Origin of the sequence: Aquirufa nivalisilvae (genome assembly GCF_004307455.1) — a bacterium.
GTDB classification, from domain to species: domain Bacteria; phylum Bacteroidota; class Bacteroidia; order Cytophagales; family Spirosomataceae; genus Aquirufa; species Aquirufa nivalisilvae.
Genome location: NZ_SEWX01000005.1, coordinates 709877 through 728149, shown reverse-complemented (window position 1 = coordinate 728149; position 18273 = coordinate 709877). Strand labels below are relative to the sequence as shown.

The window sequence follows — 18273 nt, the reverse complement described above, 5'->3', positions numbered from 1 at the left end:
ATCATGGATGAGTGATTAACCAAATTTTATCTGATTCATGGCCTTGTTCGGTCCATTCAACCAGTACTTTTTCGGTTGAAAGTGTATTTACACTTTTACCAATATAGTCAGCATTAATAGGCAAATCTCGGTTGTAAATTCGATCAATTAATACGCAAAGTTCTACTTTAGCAGGTCTACCAAATGCAGTCATGGCGTCAAGTGCTGCGCGTACCATACGGCCTGTTGCAAGCACGTCATCCACTAAGATAACCCGTTTATTTTCAATGATAAAAGGGATATGCGTGCTATTAGGAGCAACGGTATCTCTTCTTCTAAAATCATCTCGATAGAATGTAGCATCTAACTGACCTATTTGGGGTGCTTCAGGAAGATGTTTGCTTAATTCTTTGGCAATTCTTTCGGCGAAGTATATTCCTCTAGGCTGAAGGCCTAAAATTACCGTTTCAATGCCTTGAATTTGATTTTCAATGAGCTCTTGGCATAACCTAGATATGGTTATTTCTAATAATGGGCTTGATAAAATCAGCTTACGAGTCATTGTTACAAAGGTAATATTTTTAGCGTATCTATTTTAAAAGATTCGCTCGGCAGCATTAAAATCTGGCAAAATTTGATCTTTATCAGATACATTGGGTTGATCAACGCCCCAATCAATGGCTAGGGTAGGGTCATTCCAACGAATACCTGATTCAGCTTCTTTATTCCAGAAATCAGTACATTTATATACAAAAATGGTTTCTTCTAGTGCAACAAATCCATGGGCAAAACCCACAGGAACATAAAGCATATTTCCTTTATCGGCATCCAAAAGGAATTTTTCATGTTGACCGAAAGTTGGGGAATCTTGTCTTAAGTCCACAATGACATCCATCACTTTGCCTGTCATGCAACGTACCAGCTTCCCTTGTCCATGAGGATTTTTTTGAAAGTGTAAACCTCTTAGTACTCCTGGGGTAGAAAAAGAATAATTATCTTGAACGAAATTTTCTGATATACCATTGGCAGCAAATAATTTTTGGTTGTAAGACTCATAAAAATGGCCTCTAGCATCAAAAAACTTGGTTGGGACACATTCAATAACTCCTGGGAGTTGGTGTTTAATAAATTGCATAAATTCGAGATGGTGATTGCTTTCCTCTTTTTTTGATATTGCTTGGAAAGAACTTAATTTGCGCCAAAATTATTCATATTTCGGCATTTAAACAATGTCCTTTCCCAATCTCTATGAATTCAGCTGAATTAGTCAAACAAATTGAACAAAAACGGTCATTTTTATGTGTAGGATTGGATTCAGATCTCAGTCTGATTCCAAGTAAATTCCGTCAAGAGAAAGACCCCATTTTTGCATTTAATCAAGCCGTCATTGATGCGACGCATACTTATGCAGTAGCGTATAAGCCCAATATTGCTTTTTATGAGGCCATGGGACCTCGTGGTTGGGAGAGTTTGCAGAAAACAATGGAGTATATACCGAATGATATTTTTACCATTGCCGATGCCAAAAGGGGAGATATTGGGAATACTGCCTTGAAATATGCTCAAACATTTTTTGACCCTGCCAGCAGTGGATTGAATTTTGATTCCATTACTGTAGCGCCCTATATGGGTCGCGACTCGGTTGAGCCATTTTTGACTTATCATGATAAATGGGTGATTCTTTTGGCCTTAACTTCCAATGTGGGTAGTCATGATTTTCAAATGACTAAATCAGAAGATTATATGCCCCTTTATGAGCGAGTGATGCGTACTGCCATGTCGTGGGGATCACCAGAGCATTTAATGTTTGTCATTGGAGCAACTCGCTCTGATTTTTTACAAAAGGTAAGGGAAATTGCCCCAGATAATTTCTTTTTAGTTCCGGGTGTAGGAGCACAAGGAGGAAGTTTAGAAGATGTGGCTAAATATGCCATGAATTCCAATGTAGGATTATTGGTTAATTCTTCCCGAGGTATTATTTATGCTGGCGATGATACTTCGGTCTCTGCCGCCCGTGAAGCCAAGAAGATTCAAGAAGAAATGGATCGGTATTTGGATGAATACCGGAAGTAAATGATAAATTATGAATGGTAAATTGTAAATGGTGAGTGGTTAATGTTTTGATTTATAATAGGCTGATTATCATTTGTTTAATTTGTTTTTAAATTCTTTTGTTTCAAGTTTTGAATATCAGTTTAAATGGAATAAAAATTTCTATGTGCCCCAAAACGGTCAACGTCATTCAGGCATTCACAATATCTCATTCACCATTCACCACTCACCATTTAACATTCACTTATGGAGCTTAGCATATCAACCCCCGCATTATTGTTTTCAACAGTCTCATTATTGATGATCGCATTTACCAATCGATTTATGTCGATGGCATCATTGATTCGAGATTTACATGTGAAGTTTCAAAAGAATCCTGAAGATGCTATTTTCAAGCAAATTGAAAATCTGAGATTGCGGATGAAGTTAATTCAGTCGATGCAAATCATAGCTATTTTTAGCTTACTGTTAAGCGTGATTTGTATGTTTCTTCTTTTCATGAATGAAGAAATCATTGCCCGATGGTTTTTTGGAATTGGACTCATTGGGATGAGTTTAGCCTTGAGTTTGAGCGCTTGGGAAATTACAATTTCGACAAAAGCTTTGGAGGTAGAACTGTCCGATATGGAGGATATCATCGCCAAACGAAAGTAATCCAAATTTATTTTTATTTTTTATTCGAATAGTTAAAAATATTTTTTGTTGCTATTTCAAGTATTGAATATTAATACTATTTTTGTGTACAATTTCAATGATTAATAAGATGAAATTGTATTGAAACAGAATCAAACATTAAAAATACTACTTAGGCGGATTGAATAAAGGCTCGGAATTTTTCTGAGTCTTTATTGTTTCTAAGCCTTTAGTATTAATGCAGCCATAGGAGGAAGATTCAAAGAAATAGAGAAAGCTTTTCCTTGCCAATTGATCGCTTCTGTCATCACTGCTCCTGAAATTGGATAATCACTTCCTCCCAATTCTTTCTTATCCGAATTGAAAAGAACCTTCCAAACACCTGGCAATGGTACCCCAATACGATAATTTTCTCTTGGTGCAGGAGTTAGATTCAATATGACTATGACTTGTTGTTTGGCAACTTCTCCTTTACGGATGTAAGTAATGACGGAATTTCCTTGGTCGTTTGATTCTATCCATTCAAATCCTTCATGGGAGAATTGCTTGCTGTACAAAGCAGCTTCATCACGGTACAATTGATTTAAAGCTTTGACGGTCGACTGGATTCCTTTATGATAGAAATTATCCAATTCATGCCAATCCAAGGATTGATTATGATTCCATTCTTCTTTTTGGCCAAATTCACCACCCATAAACAGAAGTTTACTTCCTGGATGGGTGAATTGTTCACTCAATAATACCCTTAGATTAGCAAATTTTTGCCACTCATCTCCTGGCATCTTATTTAGCAAGGAATTCTTGCCATAAACTACTTCATCATGAGAAAGAGGCAGACAGAAATTTTCTGTAAAGGCATAAATGAGTGAAAAAGTTAAATCATTTAAGTGGTATTTACGGTGTATAGGATCCTTATGGAAGAAGTTCAACGTATCATTCATCCAACCCATCATCCATTTTTGACCAAAGCCCAATCCTCCCTGAAATACGGGTTTAGTCACTCCAGGGAAACTGGTTGACTCTTCAGCAATCATTTGAATATCTGGGAATTCACCATACATGTGAATATTTAATTCTTGCAAAAAGGAAATGGCCTCTAAATTATGGTTTCCTCCATATACATTTGCTTCCCATTCTCCATCATTTCTAGAATAATCCAAATAGAGCATCGAAGCCACAGCATCTACCCGTAAACCATCGATGTGGTAACGATCTAACCAAAATGCAGCATTGGACAGCAAGAAGCTTCGTACTTCATTTTTTCCATAATCAAAAATATAGGATTGCCAATCTGGATGGAAACCACGCTTTGGATCGGGATGCTCATATAAACAGCCACCATCAAAATTGCGAAGTCCATGATCATCACCTGGAAAATGGGAAGGAACCCAGTCCAGAATAACACCAATTCCTTCTTGATGGAATCTTTCTACTAAAGTCATAAATCCTTGAGGATCTCCAAAACGAGAAGAAGGGGCAAAGTATCCCGTTATTTGATATCCCCAAGATGGCGCATAGGGATGTTCCATGATGGGCATAAACTCCACATGAGTAAAGCCCATGTCTTTAACATATTGAACTAATTTGTCGCTCAGGTCAGCATAGCTTAGATATTCATTTTCTAAGGTTTTTTGCCAAGAACCAAGGTGTACTTCGTATATCGACATAGGTGCGTTCAGGGAGTTCTTTTGACTTCTTTCTTGCATCCATGTTTGATCTTTCCATTCTTTATAGGTATTCCAAACAATACTGGCTGTTTTAGGAGGAGTTTCGCAGAAAAGGCCCATAGGGTCTAACTTTTCTAAAATTTCTCCCGTTTTACTTTTTATCCAGTATTTATACGTTTCCCCAGTTTTGATGTTGGGGATAAAACCTTCCCAGATTCCCGATGAATCCCAGCGTGGATACAATCCATGTTCGCTTGAATCCCAGAAATTGAAATTTCCCACGACAAAAACAGATTCGGCATTGGGAGCCCAAACGGAGAAATAGGTACCTACTTCACCTTCTAATTCAATTTCAAAAGCACCTAGTTTCTCATATAAACGGGTGTGTTTACCATTTAAAAAGAGTGCAATATCAAAATCGCTAAAAAAAGAATGAGGTTTAACTATAGCCATAAGAGGGTGGGTTTCAATGTAAAGGCTAAAATAATAAAATTAAATTGATTAAAACTCGCTTTTTTTTTTCGTGCAGTATTTGAATTTTTAAAGGAAAGCTCTACCTTTGTGCCACCAAATTAATAATTGGTCCGTTCGTCTAGGGGTTAGGACACGTCCCTTTCACGGATGAAACACGGGTTCGATTCCCGTACGGACTACTTCGGTAGACAAATTGACCCTGTAAATGAATAATTTACAGGGTTTTTTGTTTTATTTCGGCTCGCCCATCTTCCAGTTTTAGTCTTTTATCGGTCAATTTTGATCCAATTAATTCCAATCTTTTAGAGTCTGATATATCCAATTTTCACTCCTATGCCTCAGGTCAGCACGTCTATTTTTTTGTATTTTACCTTGGTGAAGTAATTTTATTCTCCATGTTAAGAGTTTACTGCCCTTCGAAATCATTCAAAAAGGGTATAGATATTAAAGTATAATCAGATATAAGGGTATTAGTTTTGATTCAGAATTAACTCATTTAATTATACATCTCCTAAATTGATTACGTTTAATAAATTTATGCCAAGTCTAAGCGCATTTTAAATCTATTTCTAAAGATTAATTTATAAGTTTACATTTCTCCGGTTCTATCCTTCATACTATTTATACCATTGTAAATAATATTTGGTCAGCATGAATTCTTGGTCACCGGTAGATTATTTGTTCTATTTGAGTTTTGTCTTTTTTGCATTTGGAATTTCCTTGTTCTTCAAAAAGGGATTAATTGCAACAAAGTTTCTTGGTATTCAATTTATCGGATTAGCATATCAGCTCTATGCTGGGTATTTTATTCAACCTAGTCGTATCTATGATTACCCACATTTTTTCAGAACCGTTTCTCCTTTTTTCTATCTATTAGGGCCACTCGGGTATCTTTTTCAGCATTATTTACTTTATCCAGAACGGAAGTTTAGGCTAATTTATCTGTTACATTTTCTTCCATTTGCTCTACATGTAATCGAATATATTCCTTTTTATATGCTTCCTGCGGAGTTGAAATTGGAAGAAGTTAAGCATGTATTTCAACAAAATACCTTTTATAATACGCAATCTATCTACGGATGGATTTCCATGCGCGACCATCTATTCGTTAAGACCATTTATTATATCGCCTATATCTTTTGGACGCTCTATGAATTATATAAATTTTATAAAACCACTTCTCAGTCGTTCCTGAGAAAAAATTCCTTGATTGTTTATTGGTTATCAGGCGACATGGTCATGAAGTTTGTGGTTATTATTTTGCATTGCTTCAATTTAGTTTTTGCTAAAAAAAGGCATTTGGAGCTAACCTGGATGGATTATGTATTTGTTCTCGAATATATTACCATGATGCTTTTCATGTTATTTAACCCCAAATTGTTACAAGGGCCCACGCTGAAAGGTTTAGTATTTCAACATTCTGCGGGTTTTAACGAAAAAGAATCCATCGAGACGACCAAGCAAGTGAAAGCCCATCAAAAGTCATCTCGTGACAAAAATGTACTATTCACCTTGAATCGATATTTTGAAACGGAACAATTATTTCTCCGACCAGAAATCACCTTGGCAGAAGTTAGTCGATATCTGAAAATTAAACCTAGAATCATTCGAATGGCGCTTCAGATGGAATTGGACCTGTCATTTTCTGATTATGTCAATACTTGGAGAATTCAATACGCAGAGGAACAGTGCCGAGAAAATCCGAAATGGAAAAATTATAAGTTGGAGGTAATCGCCATGGAATCAGGGTTTGGAACTCGTCAAAGTTTCAATTCTGCCGTGAAAAAAATTAAGGGTGTTTCTCCAGGTAAATATTTTGAAAACATCATGCAACAACCAAAAAAATAAGAGTTTTAAGTATTAATTAGCCCGTTTATTATAAATTCAAATAAAAAAGAGACAAACATCCAAGAAATAGATATCCATGGCACCCATAGATTACTTATTTTATCTTTGCTTTGTTTTTTTTGCCTTTGGAGGATCCTTCTTCTTCAAAAAAGGTATTGTAGCTACCAAGTTTTTAGGGCTTTTGTTTATTGTCTTAGGTCTACAGACTTTTTTGAACTATTACATTCGACCAGAGTATTTATTAGAATATCCGCATTTTTTTAGAACAGTTTCCCCCTTGATGTTGACCATCGGGCCTCTGTATTATTTGTTTCAGCAATTTCTACTTTACCCAGAAAGAAAATTTAGGCCAATTTTGTTCTTGCATTTTTTGCCTTTTGCGCTTCATGTTATTGAATATATCCCCTTTTATATTTTACCAACAGAGTATAAAATTATGGAAATCAAAGAAATGATTTCCGAAAATACCATCTATACCATCCATTCAAAATATGGCTGGATTACGATGAAAATGCATTTATACATCCGATTCACTTCATTTTTTATTTATATCGGTTGGGGTTTTTATGATTTACTAGCCTACTATCAATCAGCATCTAAAACATTCATTAAAAATAACCTATTGATTGTCTATTGGTTGTTTTTTAACATGGTTTTGAAGTTCATTGTCATGGGTTTGATTATTTACAATTTGATTTACCCAGGAGAAAAACAAATCAACTTACCTTGGAAAGATTTTTTCTACTTGATTGAATATGTGTTGATGATGTTGTTTATGCTGTTTAATCCTAAATTATTATATGGTCCAACCTTGAAGGGCTTGATATGGCAACAAGCATATCATAGGATGGATGGCCCAGTAGAATTAGTCAATAATAAGGATGTTTCTATTAAGATTATTTCTGGAAATGAAAAAGAAAAGGCTCTATTGGGTTCTTTGAATCGCTATTTTGAGACAGAAAGGATTTTCTTAAAACCGACACTAACCTTAATTGAAGTAGCTCGTAAACTTAAAGTTAAACCTCGTTTGATTCGAATTGCTTTACAGTCTGAAATGAATTTGTCTTTTTCCGATTATGTCAATACCTGGCGCATTCAGTATGCAGAAGAACAATGTCGAGAAAATCCCAAATGGAAAAATTATAAACTAGAAGTAGTGGCTTGGGAGTCTGGTTTTGGAACCCGCCAAAGTTTTAATTCGGCAGTTAAGAAAATCAAAGGAGTGTCGCCAGGGCAGTATTTTTCTGAATTTTTGTATTAGTTTCACTCTATGGTTACATTGTAACCATCAGTTCATTTGTTCTATTCATTTTTCAACTTAACTAATTAATATGGGTTTATTTTCTGCCATTTTGGGGAATGCTGGCTCGGTTTCAGCAGATCAATTACAAAAGGATTATGCCAAAATTTTAATTGATGGCGAGGCCATCGAGATTGGCTTTAAATTACTTCGAGATACCTTCATTTTTACTAATAAACGCTTAATTCTGATAGATAAACAAGGAATTACAGGTTCTAAAACGGAGTATAAATCCATCAATTACAAGACTATATCTCGATTCAGCGTAGAAACTGCTGGGACATTTGAATTGGATGCTGAATTGAAAATTTGGATATCAGGAGAGGCCAATCCTAGTATTATTAAGCAATTCAATAAATCAGTTGATGTGTATGAGGTCCAAAAAGTATTGGCTTTTCACGTTCTGAAATAAAATCTTACATAAAAAAAGCATGGCTTTATGGGCCATGCTTTCTATTATACTTCAAAAGAAATTACAATTTCCAGCCTGCGCGGTATTCGCGTTTCACAAACTGATTGGCATCTTCGAAATTGGTGATTTTCATATTTTGTCCATCCCAAAGTAGCTTTTTACGGCCTGGATATGTGAAGCGATTCGCTTGACCTTGAATTGGAGTACGAAGAGTATAACTTCGTATCGCTAAATTACCCATCAATACCGTTTCAGATAATGGACCAGCATAATCGAATGAAGAACTTAATTCTTTATGCTCTTTCGAATTAAATCCTGCCTTACAAGCTTCTGCCCACATGGCCTGATGTCCATATTCTTTTAAGTTGTTGGGCTCTTGTTTAGGCATTTCAATTTTATCCCCATTATTTAAGTAAATACGTGGTTCTAAACCATAGGTAGCATGTGTTAAAACACCTTTGCTACCAATCATCACGACACCATTGCTGTTATCTGCTGTTCCAATGGGATCATCCGCAGGAATTAGGTCTGGGTGGAATCCACGTAAACCTCCATCCGTCCAGTTCATGGTTACGGCCGACTTATTCTTTTTAGAAGCTGGAAATTTCAATTGGATAGAAGCAGATGGTGGACAACCCTCAGGAATGTATTCTGGTTGGTTTCCACTGATAAACACAGAACCTATACTAGCCTCCACCTCAGTTGGATAACCTAGGCCTAAAGCTCTGAAAGGCCCATCAATTAAATGGCATCCCATATCACCCAATGCACCTGTACCAAAATTCCACCAACCTCTCCATTTAAATGGATGATAAGCAGGGTTATAGTCAATCAAAGAGGCTGGTCCTAACCAAACATCCCAATCGATGTCGGCAGGCTTGGCGTGCTGACCCGTTGGCACAGGTATACCTTGTGGCCAAATAGGACGGTTTGTCCAAATGTTTACGGTATGAACCTTTCCAATAAGACCTTGATCGATCCACTTAACAATTTGTTGTGTGCCAGGGCTAGATGCTCCTTGATTACCCATTTGCGAAACAACTTGGTATTTTCTAGCTGCTTCTGTCATCGTACGTGCCTCAAAAATATTATGGGACATGGGTTTTTGTACATACACATGTTTACCTAATTGCATGGCCGCCATGGCAATTGCCGCATGGTTATGGTCAGGAGTAGAAATAGTTACCGCATCAATACTCTTGTCTTTTTCCAACATAACACGCCAATCTTGATATTGTCCTGCTTTGGCATATTTTTCAAATAAAGGCTTGGCTCTGGTTAAATCCACGTCGCATAGGGCAACAATGTTGTTGACACCTTCATTGAAGGCATTATTGACATCGGATAAACCTTTTCCATTGATACCAACTCCCGCAATATTTAATTTATCGCTTGGAGCTCGATAACCTTTTCCCAATACATGTCGGGGAACAATGTAAAAGCTACCTGCAGCCAGCGCGCTCTTACCTAAAAAACTTCTTCTTGAAATGCTCATGAGCTATGTATTTTAATGTATTTAGATGAACGGATAAATCAATCCTGTAGGATTTAGTAAGCCAATATAGAGTAAAATAGAATAATTTCTATCTGTATTTGGATTTAATTAGGTAAAATTGAGCGGCATTTTTTGCTTCTTTCCATTTTATCCTATTCAGGATAGTCAGCCCATTTAATTTACCTAATTTGCGCCCTCATTGAATCTGGATTTATTCCATTCTTTATTTTTTCGTTTTTTGTGAAAAGAAGTTTATTAGTTTTTCTTCTATTATTTAGTTTCGTGATACCCAACATTTTGGCCCAAAACATTGCCAGAATGCGTCAGGATGATAATTTCTCTTATTTAAAACTAGATACCAATCGATTTAAGACTTGGGATGAGTCGTTAAAGTATATTCCCTTCGTTCGGCGCACGACCATTAGTTTTGGTGGGGAGTGGAGAGAACAATATCAGTCCTATCAGCATGTCAATTTTGGGGATGTTCCGGATAATTTTTTGACAGAAAACCCACATCAAATCATGCATCGGGTGATGTTGCATGCTAATTGGGAAATTAGTCCATCATTTCGAATATTTACTCAATTAAATAATACACTTCGGTTTTTAAATGATAATCCATTTACATCTACATTAGATCAAAATGCCTTGTCGTTGCATCAAGCGTTTTTGGAATGGAATATTAAACCCAATTTAGCCTTGCGACTAGGTAAACAAGAATATACCTGGGGTTTAGAGCGATTAATGGCCCTTAAGGAAGGACCCAATACGAGGCAGCCTTATTATGGAGCAACACTCAAATGGCATCAAGGGAATCAGAAAATAGATGCTTTTTTGGCTAATCCGATGAAACAAAATACGGGTGTTTTTGATGATGTACGTTCTTCTGAAGTGGTTTCTGGTACGATCTGGAATCATACATTTTCTTCCAAAAGAGACTTTTTTGATGCTTATTATTTTTTCATGGAAAGTTCCTTGAGGGAATACTATTTAAAGAAAGGGTTGGAGGCGAGAAATACCTTGGGAACACGCTGGTATAGCGAGAAGAAGACATTTAATTATGATTTGGAAATGGCAGGTCATTGGGGCATTTCAATGATCTGAGCATTCAAGCATTTCTATTTGTGTATGATTTCAATTATGAATGGAAGCGGAATTTTTATGTTGGATTTAGTGGTAATTGGGTCCCTGGTGATGTTTCCAACCATGATCAACAGCTAAATACGTTCAATACATTATATTCCAGACCACCTTTTGGCCAGACGGTGTCTTTGAACATCACAAATACCTTGAATTTAAGCCCTTATATTCGATATAGCGATAACCACAAATGGTTGACAACCTTAAGAGCGTCATTTGTTCAAAGAGCCAGTTTACGGGATGGTATTTTTACTCCCAATATGTCGGCATTGTTACCTGTCATAGGGCGTCAAATTGAAAGCAATGCTAGCGGAGTGGCAGATATTTTTGCCTTGGAAGCCAATTATTTTGCGAATAAACACTTGGCATTTCAATTTGAATTGGGCTATTGTGCTGCTGGTGCCTACTTAAAGGAAACAGGACCAGGGAAAGATGTTCAATATTTGGCCACTCGGGCGGCGTATAAGTTTTAATAATGCTTTTGGCTTCGAGAACCTCAGCCAAAGCGAGTGCGTTTTGTTGGCTTCGAGTGCCTCAGCCAACAGCGAGAACCTCAGCCAACCACGAGAACCTCAGCCAAAACGAGAGTCTCAGTTTTAAACGTTGGCTTCGAGTGCCTCAGCCAACTCAGAGAGCTTCAGTTTTAAATGTTGGCTTCGAGAACCTCAGCCAACTACGAGAGATAAAAGGGATTTGTAATACTAAGTTTAAAGTTGGCTTCGAGAACCTCAGCCAACTGGCTGTTGTGCATTCGATTTTTATGTGGTTAATGGATGTATATGTATTTGTCCTCCAACTGCTTTCAAAACTTTCATTATTGTTGAAAATTGAGGTTTGGATCCTTCCGACAGCGCTTTGTACAAACTAGGTCTGCTCATCCCAGTTTCTTCTGCAATTTTGGTCATACCAATTGCTTTTGCAATATGTCCAATTGCAGTAATAACATCAGCCTCATTGCCTTCTTCCAAAACGGTATTTAGGTATTCAGCAATCATTTCGTTGTTGTCCAAATAATCTGCAATGTCAAATTTTGACGTTTCCATTTTCTATTTTTTTAATTTTTTCCAAATTTCTTTTGCCTTTTCAATGTCTTGTTGTTGAGTCGATTTATCGCCTCCCATAAGTAGGATAATTATTTTCTGATCAATTTCTTTGAAATAAACTCTGTAACCTTATGCGTAGTTTATTTTCAGTTCTTGAATTCCATCTCCAACAGGTTCGCAATCTCCAAAGTGTTTGTCTATTTCTATTTTTTGAATTCGGAACAAAATTTTTGCTTTTGCTCTAATGTCATTTAGTTTCTTAAACCACTTATCAAATTCCGTTGTTTTTTCAATGAAGTACATTATTTCAAATGTATCCAGTTGGATACAAAATTATGATTAATAAGTTAACTAGCAAATTCTTTTTAAACGTTGGCTTCAAGTGCCTCAGCCAAAGCGAAAGTCTCAGTTTTAAACGTTGGCTTCGAGTGCCTCAGCCAACTGAACACAGCTGTTCGACATGTTCACCTCTCTACGTTTCGGTGTAAACCGAAGGGCATATCTAACGTCAGAATTATATAATATTGACTTTGCGGGTCTTGAATGGAATATGCATGAGTCATGGTTACAGATCAAATGGACAAATTGCGGTTTTTTTGTTTTCAAAAATAAACCAGCAAATGAACAATAGTAATCTGTAAACTGATAATGGTTAGAAGAAATCAGTTTAATGGATTATTTATGATGTATGGGGATATGTCTGAGATTAAAAATCCCTTTCCTCTGTCGTTCGACATAACCCTTCGGAACATGTCGAACAGCAGAGGCCTTTGGAACATGTCGAACAGCGGAAGGCATTATTTTATTTGTCAATATAAAAGTCAATTTGCTTGATTGTTGAGGTAGGCAAAATTATGCAGCGTTTGGGAGGTTGATACATGAATAAATATTTGTCTGTCTGTCCAATGTAATAACATGACTTACTTGAAATGTATGTAGTATCATTTGTCACAATTTTAGTCCCATCATATTTTCCATTAATCACTAATTTAAGTTCTTTTGAGGTCGTAATTGTAACATGTAATAATGTCAACGCCAAAAAAAGTAAAAAAAACGAAAACTCTTTATTCATTTCAAGGTATTCCTTAATGAATTTGGTTTGTCTAATAGTGATAAACAAGAAAATGTATGTGTAAGCTGAATTAACAATCTGTCTGTAATATTCTTTCTCTTGTAAATTCCATATTAAAAGTCCAACGTTCACTACAAGGACGAATATGCTAAGAATTAAATTTGCTTTATCTTTTGAAGAAAAAAGCGTGAATTCTTTTTTTATATTATCTTTTATCAATATTTCAACTGACAATAATATAAAATAAATTAAAATAAAGAGTAAAATATCTTCTGCAATTATTATTGTAATTTCTGTGAGACCAACAAAGTACTTAATTGGAAGGTCAAAACAATTATAAAAGATGAGCAACTTGATTATACCTAAAATGATGATTAAAGCTCCTAATATAGGAATATGTTCAATTAATTTTCTAGTCATTTTTGTAGCTTTTTGATAAGATAAATTGCTTTCTGTTAACGTTCCCATGCTTGGCGCAGTGGCGGCTTTCGGAGCACAAAACTGTCAACCAGCACTGAACTTGAATAGAAGCACAAAGCTCCATGTTTGCACACGTCACCAGGCTGATGCAAAACCCGTGTTAGCAGCCACTTTTCTGTCTGTCATTGCAAAATGGATTTCAAGTAATAAATTAGTTTTTTGTAAACCGAAACCTTATACCGCTTATTAAGAATACATGTCTTATTCTTATAAAGGTATTTGGTGAAACCAGTGTTACGGTAATGATACTCTATCTCTTTTTGTGTAACTGTTAAGTTTTGGCTATTGAGCACAAGTTCAGATAAAGATTCTGTTGTCTCCCATACTTTGTCAAGCAATAGATAATTAAAAGTAAAATCTAAAAAACCGAGTCTATATTTATCATAACTAATTTCTCTAATTTGCGTCTGTTCGGTAATGTATTCGGATGTCAATTCCCAGTCACCAATAAAACCATTAAGGTCCAATAAATTTGGTTTAGCCAAATAAGTGTTGAGATTATTTCTTATGTTATCGTGTCCCTTAATGAAAATATTTTGAGCTGCTAAACCTCCCCACATTGAAATTATGAGTTTGTCTTTATTCTCTAATGTCGGGGTTTGCAATGTTTTAAGTTTTGGTTTTAAATGGATTCCTCCTCTCCAGTCAGTAGTGTCTGTATGAGCCGCATATATATTGGGTGAAAGAGTTATACTTTTCACTTCAAAGTCATCGTCAAAAAGTTTTGCAATTACAGCGTGTCCACTTTCGTGAATTGCATCCTTTTTTTGTTGTTCTGTCGCCATTTAAATCTACTAATTGTCTATTCTATTTGTAAAATGTCTATGAAAAACGGTTGTAATAAAGTGGCTGCTAATTAGAATATACACCCTACACTATAGCGTAGATATATGTGAAAATGGGTGTATTGGCGCTAAAGAGTTAAGTAAAATCAATATAATATGTTTTATAAATTATCAAAGAGGGAACTGAATGTTTTGGATGCTTTTCGTTTTACGTGGGTCTATTTTTAAAGACAACTAACTGTTTTAACCATAGAAACCTAACAGAAGATTTTAGATGATTATTGCTTTTACTTGCAGTTCTTACTTTTTGTTTAAACTTTCGTCCTTCAAATCTTTGTAATTCGCTAAAATTAAAATTAAAGTTATGAATGCTGCCAACATTTCAGTTCCAACAAAAAATTTAGCATAAAAAGTCTTGGCTTGGATTTGACTTGTGTTATTCATTATAAAAATGCCAAAACTGTATAATATGAAATCTAAATATTCTTTTTCTGCAGAAACGTTTGTGAAATTTAAATTATTGTAATCGAAAATGCACCAATAATAAGAAGCAAATGTTAGAGATAATAAAATAACAACTCCCATTGTATGAGCTAAAAACTTTCGCCTTCCTGAACTGTTATTCTGATGTTCATCTATTTTTTCAGTATGATATGTCAAGAAATATAAAGTACTTATAAAGAGAATAAAAAAAAATAAACAACCAAAACCAAAACTGTATTTTTCAAAACTGTTATATTCTGTTGCTAAAAATACTTTAAAGGTAAAATAACATAAAAAAGGTGTACCTATAAATATTACGTGTTTTTTAAAGTATTTGATTAAATCTTTCATTAACAGGAGGTTTATTTGAATTACCACTAATATATCTTTCACCCCAAAGCCCAAAGCTCAAATATATTCGCTAATAAGGCACCGAGAAACCCAAATATAACAAGTATTATCAATTATCGAAGCGAGAGTTGAAGCTTATACAGATTACATAATCAACCAAAGCATATTGACTTTTTCATCATATTTTAATACATAATTGTTTAAGCTTAAGGATAAGAGTTTTACCTTCGTTAAATTTTTTAAACCTATGAACAACATATTAAAATCTATTTTTCTTTCTATTTGCGTATTTCAAGTTAGCGCACAAACAATTTTAGAAGTACCCGGGCGAGATTTGCCAGCCAAAATTGACATCCATGGTTATTCTGTTTTACCTTCTGGTCGATTAGTAAAACCAGCCGGAAAAACGCTTCGCATCAACAGTGATCCATTCGGTATGGTCATTAGTCCAGATGGGAAATGGGCCGTAACCTTGCACAATGGTGCATTTACCCGCATTGATTTAGAAAAACAAATCTCTAAACGTTTTCCTCCTTACGGCACACCTTCCAAGCTTTCACCCTACGGAAAAAGTACCTATTTGGGCGTTGTATTTTCACCCAATAGTGAATGGATTTACTTAAGTGGGGGCGATTCAGGCAATGTATTGGTCGTTGAATTATCCACAGGAAAAGTCCTAAAAACCTTTAGCCTAAATGGAAGCTTTATAGGATATGATTTTGATGATAGCTTTACTTCAGACCTAGTTCTATTGCCAGAAAAAAATGAATTGTTGGTTTTGGATCGGGCCAATTTCAGGATGGTTCGCATGAAAGCGGAGACCGGTGAAATTGTAGGTGTGGTTCCAACGGGTCGTCAACCTTTTGGTATTTCATTAAGTCCTGATCATCAATTTGCTTTTGTAGCTAATGTAGGTATGTATTCTTACCCATTGATCGAAGGTACCACCTTAGCCAATCTGCAATCACAGCACATTCCTTGGCATCCCTATGCCAACGACACGAAAGAGTCTCGTGAAGGAACTGAAATCATGGGTAAAAAGATCCCAGGGGTAGGGGATCCTAACTCGGATGAATCCATGAGTATTTTTCAGATTAATTTGTCGACAAATCAAATCACTAAAAAATACAAACCAGGCTTTTTATTAGGCGAAATGGTGGAGGAGATGGAAGTAGTGGGCGGATCTAGTCCCAACTCATTGGCTGTCAGTTCAAAATTTGCTTATGTGAGTAATGCTACTAACGATAATATTGCGGTGTTGGATTACGCGACTCGACAAATCAAATCGCATATTCCGATTAAGCTAAATGCTGTTTTAGATAAGCGAAGAGGTTATTTGCCATTTGGTTTATGCCTGAGCAAAGACGAAAAAACCTTGTATGTGACATTATTAGGTTTAAATGCCGTGGCAGTTATTGATATTCCAAGTCAAAAAACCAAAGGTTTTATACCAACGGGTTGGGGCCCAACGCGCGTTCGACTATCTGCAGATGAGAAAACGCTTTATGTGACGACTTGTCGCGGTTATGGAGCAGGACCCAATGGCGGTAAAGACTTTAAGGCACCTGAACAAGGCTCTTATGTAGGTGATATTCAATTGGGTACATTCCAAACGATTGAAATGCCGAATGAGGCACAATTAGCAGCTTATACACAAGAAGTAAAGAATAATACCTACCAAGAATATTCAAGTAAGGGGAGAGGGAACAAAATCCTGTCGTTAGACAAAAATAAGCAGGCCCAATCTCCGATTAAGCATATTGTTTACATCACGAAAGAGAATCGTACTTATGATGAGATTTTCGGTCAATTTAAAGGTGCCAATGGCGATTCAACCATTGCACGCTATGGCTTAAATCAGACAGTGGTATTGCCTGATTCTTTGAAAACAACTTACCATAATGTCAACGTGATGCCTAATCATACGCTTTTGGCTAAGCGATTTGCCATGAGTGATAATTTTTATTGTGATAGTGATGCCTCCATTCATGGACATCACTGGATGGTAGGAGTAATCCCCAATGAATGGGTAGAAGCGAACTCAAGTGTCAGTAAGTCAGCCAAAATATTCTCAAAAGCGCCGGGCAGAAGACATCCAGGTACCACTGGAAGTATTGATCCTGAGGATTATGCGGAAGCGGGTGGTTTATGGGAGGCCTTAGAGCGCAAAAATATTTCCTTTTATAATTTTGGAGAGGCTAATGAAACGGCACATAACAGAGAAGAGTGGTTTGATACCTTAACAGGAGCAGGCCATGTGGTCATGGTGCCAATGCAAAAAGCATTGTGGAAGAATACGAGTCATAATTATGCAGGTTTCAATACGGATATTCCGGATATGTTTCGTGCTGAGCAATTTGAATCAGAATTTACCAAGATGTGGCTGAAAGGAAAGAAAAAAATGCCTTCTGTGGTGACGATTCAATTACCCAATGACCATGGTGCGGACCCAAGACCAGAAGATGGATACGTAAGCAATCATTCCTTTATGGCAGATAATGATTTGGCATTAGCTAGAATGATTAGCTTCTTGTCAACGACTCCATATTGGAAAAATATGTTGGTCGTCGTTACCGAAGATGATCCACAAGGAGGAGTAGACCATGTTGATGCTCACCGAAGTGTCTTAATGATGGCTGGACCCTATGTGAAGCGTAATTATGTATCTCACAAGCATGCCAATTTTGGATCCTTATTGCGCTTGATCTATACCAATTTTGGTGTTCCAAGTGTGAACCATTATGATCAAACAGCTACCTTATTAGATGATTTTTTCACTGAAAAACCCGATTTTAGTCCCGTTGATTTTGTATTCCCAGACCGTCGAATTTTTCAGCCAGAGGTGACCATGAAAAAATACAATAAGAACATTGATTGGAAGAAAATTAAAAAGCGTGTTGAGATGGATAATGTAGAGGAAATGCGCAAGGAACATTATAAAAGCCTAGAAGACAAGTAGACTTTTTTCGCAGGATTTTGGATTTTTGTCGCAAATTTTTCCTCATCCAAGACGATTTTTTGATTTGTTAATTGCTTTTGTCTTATTTAATGGTAGTTTC

At 36.2% G+C, this 18273-nt stretch carries 17 protein-coding genes and 1 tRNA gene; 9 read left to right on the top strand and 9 right to left on the bottom strand.

All coding sequences use genetic code 11. The features are described 5' to 3' along the window. Nucleotide 1: 1 nt before the first annotated feature. Both pyrR and rfbC read right to left on the bottom strand, forming a co-directional pair. Complete coding sequence (gene pyrR, locus EWU22_RS10035) at nt 2–541, bottom strand: bifunctional pyr operon transcriptional regulator/uracil phosphoribosyltransferase PyrR (RefSeq protein WP_130925413.1); 540 nt, start codon at nt 539–541, stop codon at nt 2–4. Nucleotides 542–574: 33 nt separating this feature from the next. Further along, entirely contained in the window at nt 575–1114 is a 540-nt protein-coding gene (gene rfbC, locus EWU22_RS10030) for a dTDP-4-dehydrorhamnose 3,5-epimerase (RefSeq protein WP_109323188.1), read from the bottom strand. A 113-nt stretch (nt 1115–1227) separates the two neighbouring features. Here rfbC and pyrF point away from each other — a divergent pair, with 113 nt between their 5' ends. Then, nucleotides 1228–2052 (top strand): orotidine-5'-phosphate decarboxylase, encoded by an 825-nt coding sequence (gene pyrF / locus EWU22_RS10025; RefSeq protein ID WP_130925412.1) that lies wholly within the window; start codon nt 1228–1230, stop codon nt 2050–2052. Nucleotides 2053–2277: 225 nt separating this feature from the next. Beyond that, entirely contained in the window at nt 2278–2685 is a 408-nt protein-coding gene (locus EWU22_RS10020) for a DUF2721 domain-containing protein (RefSeq protein WP_109323186.1), read from the top strand. Between the two features lie 200 nt (nt 2686–2885). On the opposite strand, the gene glgB is transcribed toward EWU22_RS10020, so the two are convergent. Beyond that, entirely contained in the window at nt 2886–4784 is a 1899-nt protein-coding gene (gene glgB, locus EWU22_RS10015) for a 1,4-alpha-glucan branching protein GlgB (protein ID WP_109323185.1), read from the bottom strand. A 128-nt stretch (nt 4785–4912) separates the two neighbouring features. Here glgB and EWU22_RS10010 point away from each other — a divergent pair. From EWU22_RS10010 to EWU22_RS09995, 4 genes are all read left to right on the top strand, one after another. Continuing rightward, a tRNA-Glu gene (locus EWU22_RS10010) sits at nt 4913–4984 on the top strand. A 472-nt stretch (nt 4985–5456) separates the two neighbouring features. Then, nucleotides 5457–6653 carry a helix-turn-helix domain-containing protein gene (locus EWU22_RS10005; protein ID WP_130925411.1) on the top strand — a complete coding sequence of 399 codons (1197 nt, stop codon included), beginning with the start codon at nt 5457–5459 and terminating at the stop codon, nt 6651–6653. 76 nt (nt 6654–6729) lie between these two features. Further along, entirely contained in the window at nt 6730–7914 is a 1185-nt protein-coding gene (locus EWU22_RS10000) for a helix-turn-helix transcriptional regulator (RefSeq protein ID WP_130925410.1), read from the top strand. A gap of 70 nt (nt 7915–7984) precedes the next feature. Further along, nucleotides 7985–8365, top strand: coding sequence for a PH domain-containing protein (locus EWU22_RS09995; protein ID WP_109323182.1), 381 nt, complete (start codon nt 7985–7987; stop codon nt 8363–8365). A 61-nt stretch (nt 8366–8426) separates the two neighbouring features. Here EWU22_RS09995 and EWU22_RS09990 read toward each other — a convergent pair whose 3' ends face one another. After that, entirely contained in the window at nt 8427–9860 is a 1434-nt protein-coding gene (locus EWU22_RS09990) for a Gfo/Idh/MocA family protein (protein WP_109323181.1), read from the bottom strand. A gap of 282 nt (nt 9861–10142) precedes the next feature. On the opposite strand from EWU22_RS09990, the gene EWU22_RS09985 reads away from it, so the two are divergent. Together EWU22_RS09985 and EWU22_RS09980 are read left to right on the top strand one after the other, a co-directional pair. After that, nucleotides 10143–10964 (top strand): alginate export family protein, encoded by an 822-nt coding sequence (locus EWU22_RS09985; RefSeq protein WP_130925409.1) that lies wholly within the window; start codon nt 10143–10145, stop codon nt 10962–10964. Next, a complete protein-coding gene (locus tag EWU22_RS09980) occupies nt 10943–11473 on the top strand; it encodes an alginate export family protein (protein ID WP_130925408.1) in 531 nt (176 codons plus the stop codon). Before EWU22_RS09985 ends, EWU22_RS09980 begins: the two co-directional genes overlap by 22 nt. 285 nt (nt 11474–11758) lie before the next feature. Here EWU22_RS09980 and EWU22_RS09975 read toward each other — a convergent pair whose 3' ends face one another. From EWU22_RS09975 to EWU22_RS09955, 5 genes are all read right to left on the bottom strand, one after another. After that, nucleotides 11759–12043: an addiction module antidote protein gene (locus EWU22_RS09975; RefSeq protein WP_130925407.1), complete on the bottom strand. Its 285-nt coding sequence runs from the start codon at nt 12041–12043 to the stop codon at nt 11759–11761. Between the two features lie 129 nt (nt 12044–12172). Then, nucleotides 12173–12346, bottom strand: coding sequence for a type II toxin-antitoxin system RelE/ParE family toxin (locus EWU22_RS13515; RefSeq protein ID WP_231962873.1), 174 nt, complete (start codon nt 12344–12346; stop codon nt 12173–12175). Between the two features lie 499 nt (nt 12347–12845). After that, a complete protein-coding gene (locus EWU22_RS09965; protein WP_130925406.1) occupies nt 12846–13583 on the bottom strand; it encodes a hypothetical protein in 738 nt (245 codons plus the stop codon). 134 nt (nt 13584–13717) lie between these two features. Beyond that, complete coding sequence (locus EWU22_RS09960) at nt 13718–14380, bottom strand: M41 family metallopeptidase (RefSeq protein WP_130925405.1); 663 nt, start codon at nt 14378–14380, stop codon at nt 13718–13720. Nucleotides 14381–14680: 300 nt separating this feature from the next. Beyond that, nucleotides 14681–15214, bottom strand: coding sequence for a hypothetical protein (locus EWU22_RS09955; RefSeq protein ID WP_130925404.1), 534 nt, complete (start codon nt 15212–15214; stop codon nt 14681–14683). 247 nt (nt 15215–15461) lie between these two features. On the opposite strand from EWU22_RS09955, the gene EWU22_RS09950 reads away from it, so the two are divergent. Then, nucleotides 15462–18173: a bifunctional YncE family protein/alkaline phosphatase family protein gene (locus EWU22_RS09950; protein ID WP_130925403.1), complete on the top strand. Its 2712-nt coding sequence runs from the start codon at nt 15462–15464 to the stop codon at nt 18171–18173. Nucleotides 18174–18273 lie beyond the last annotated feature (100 nt).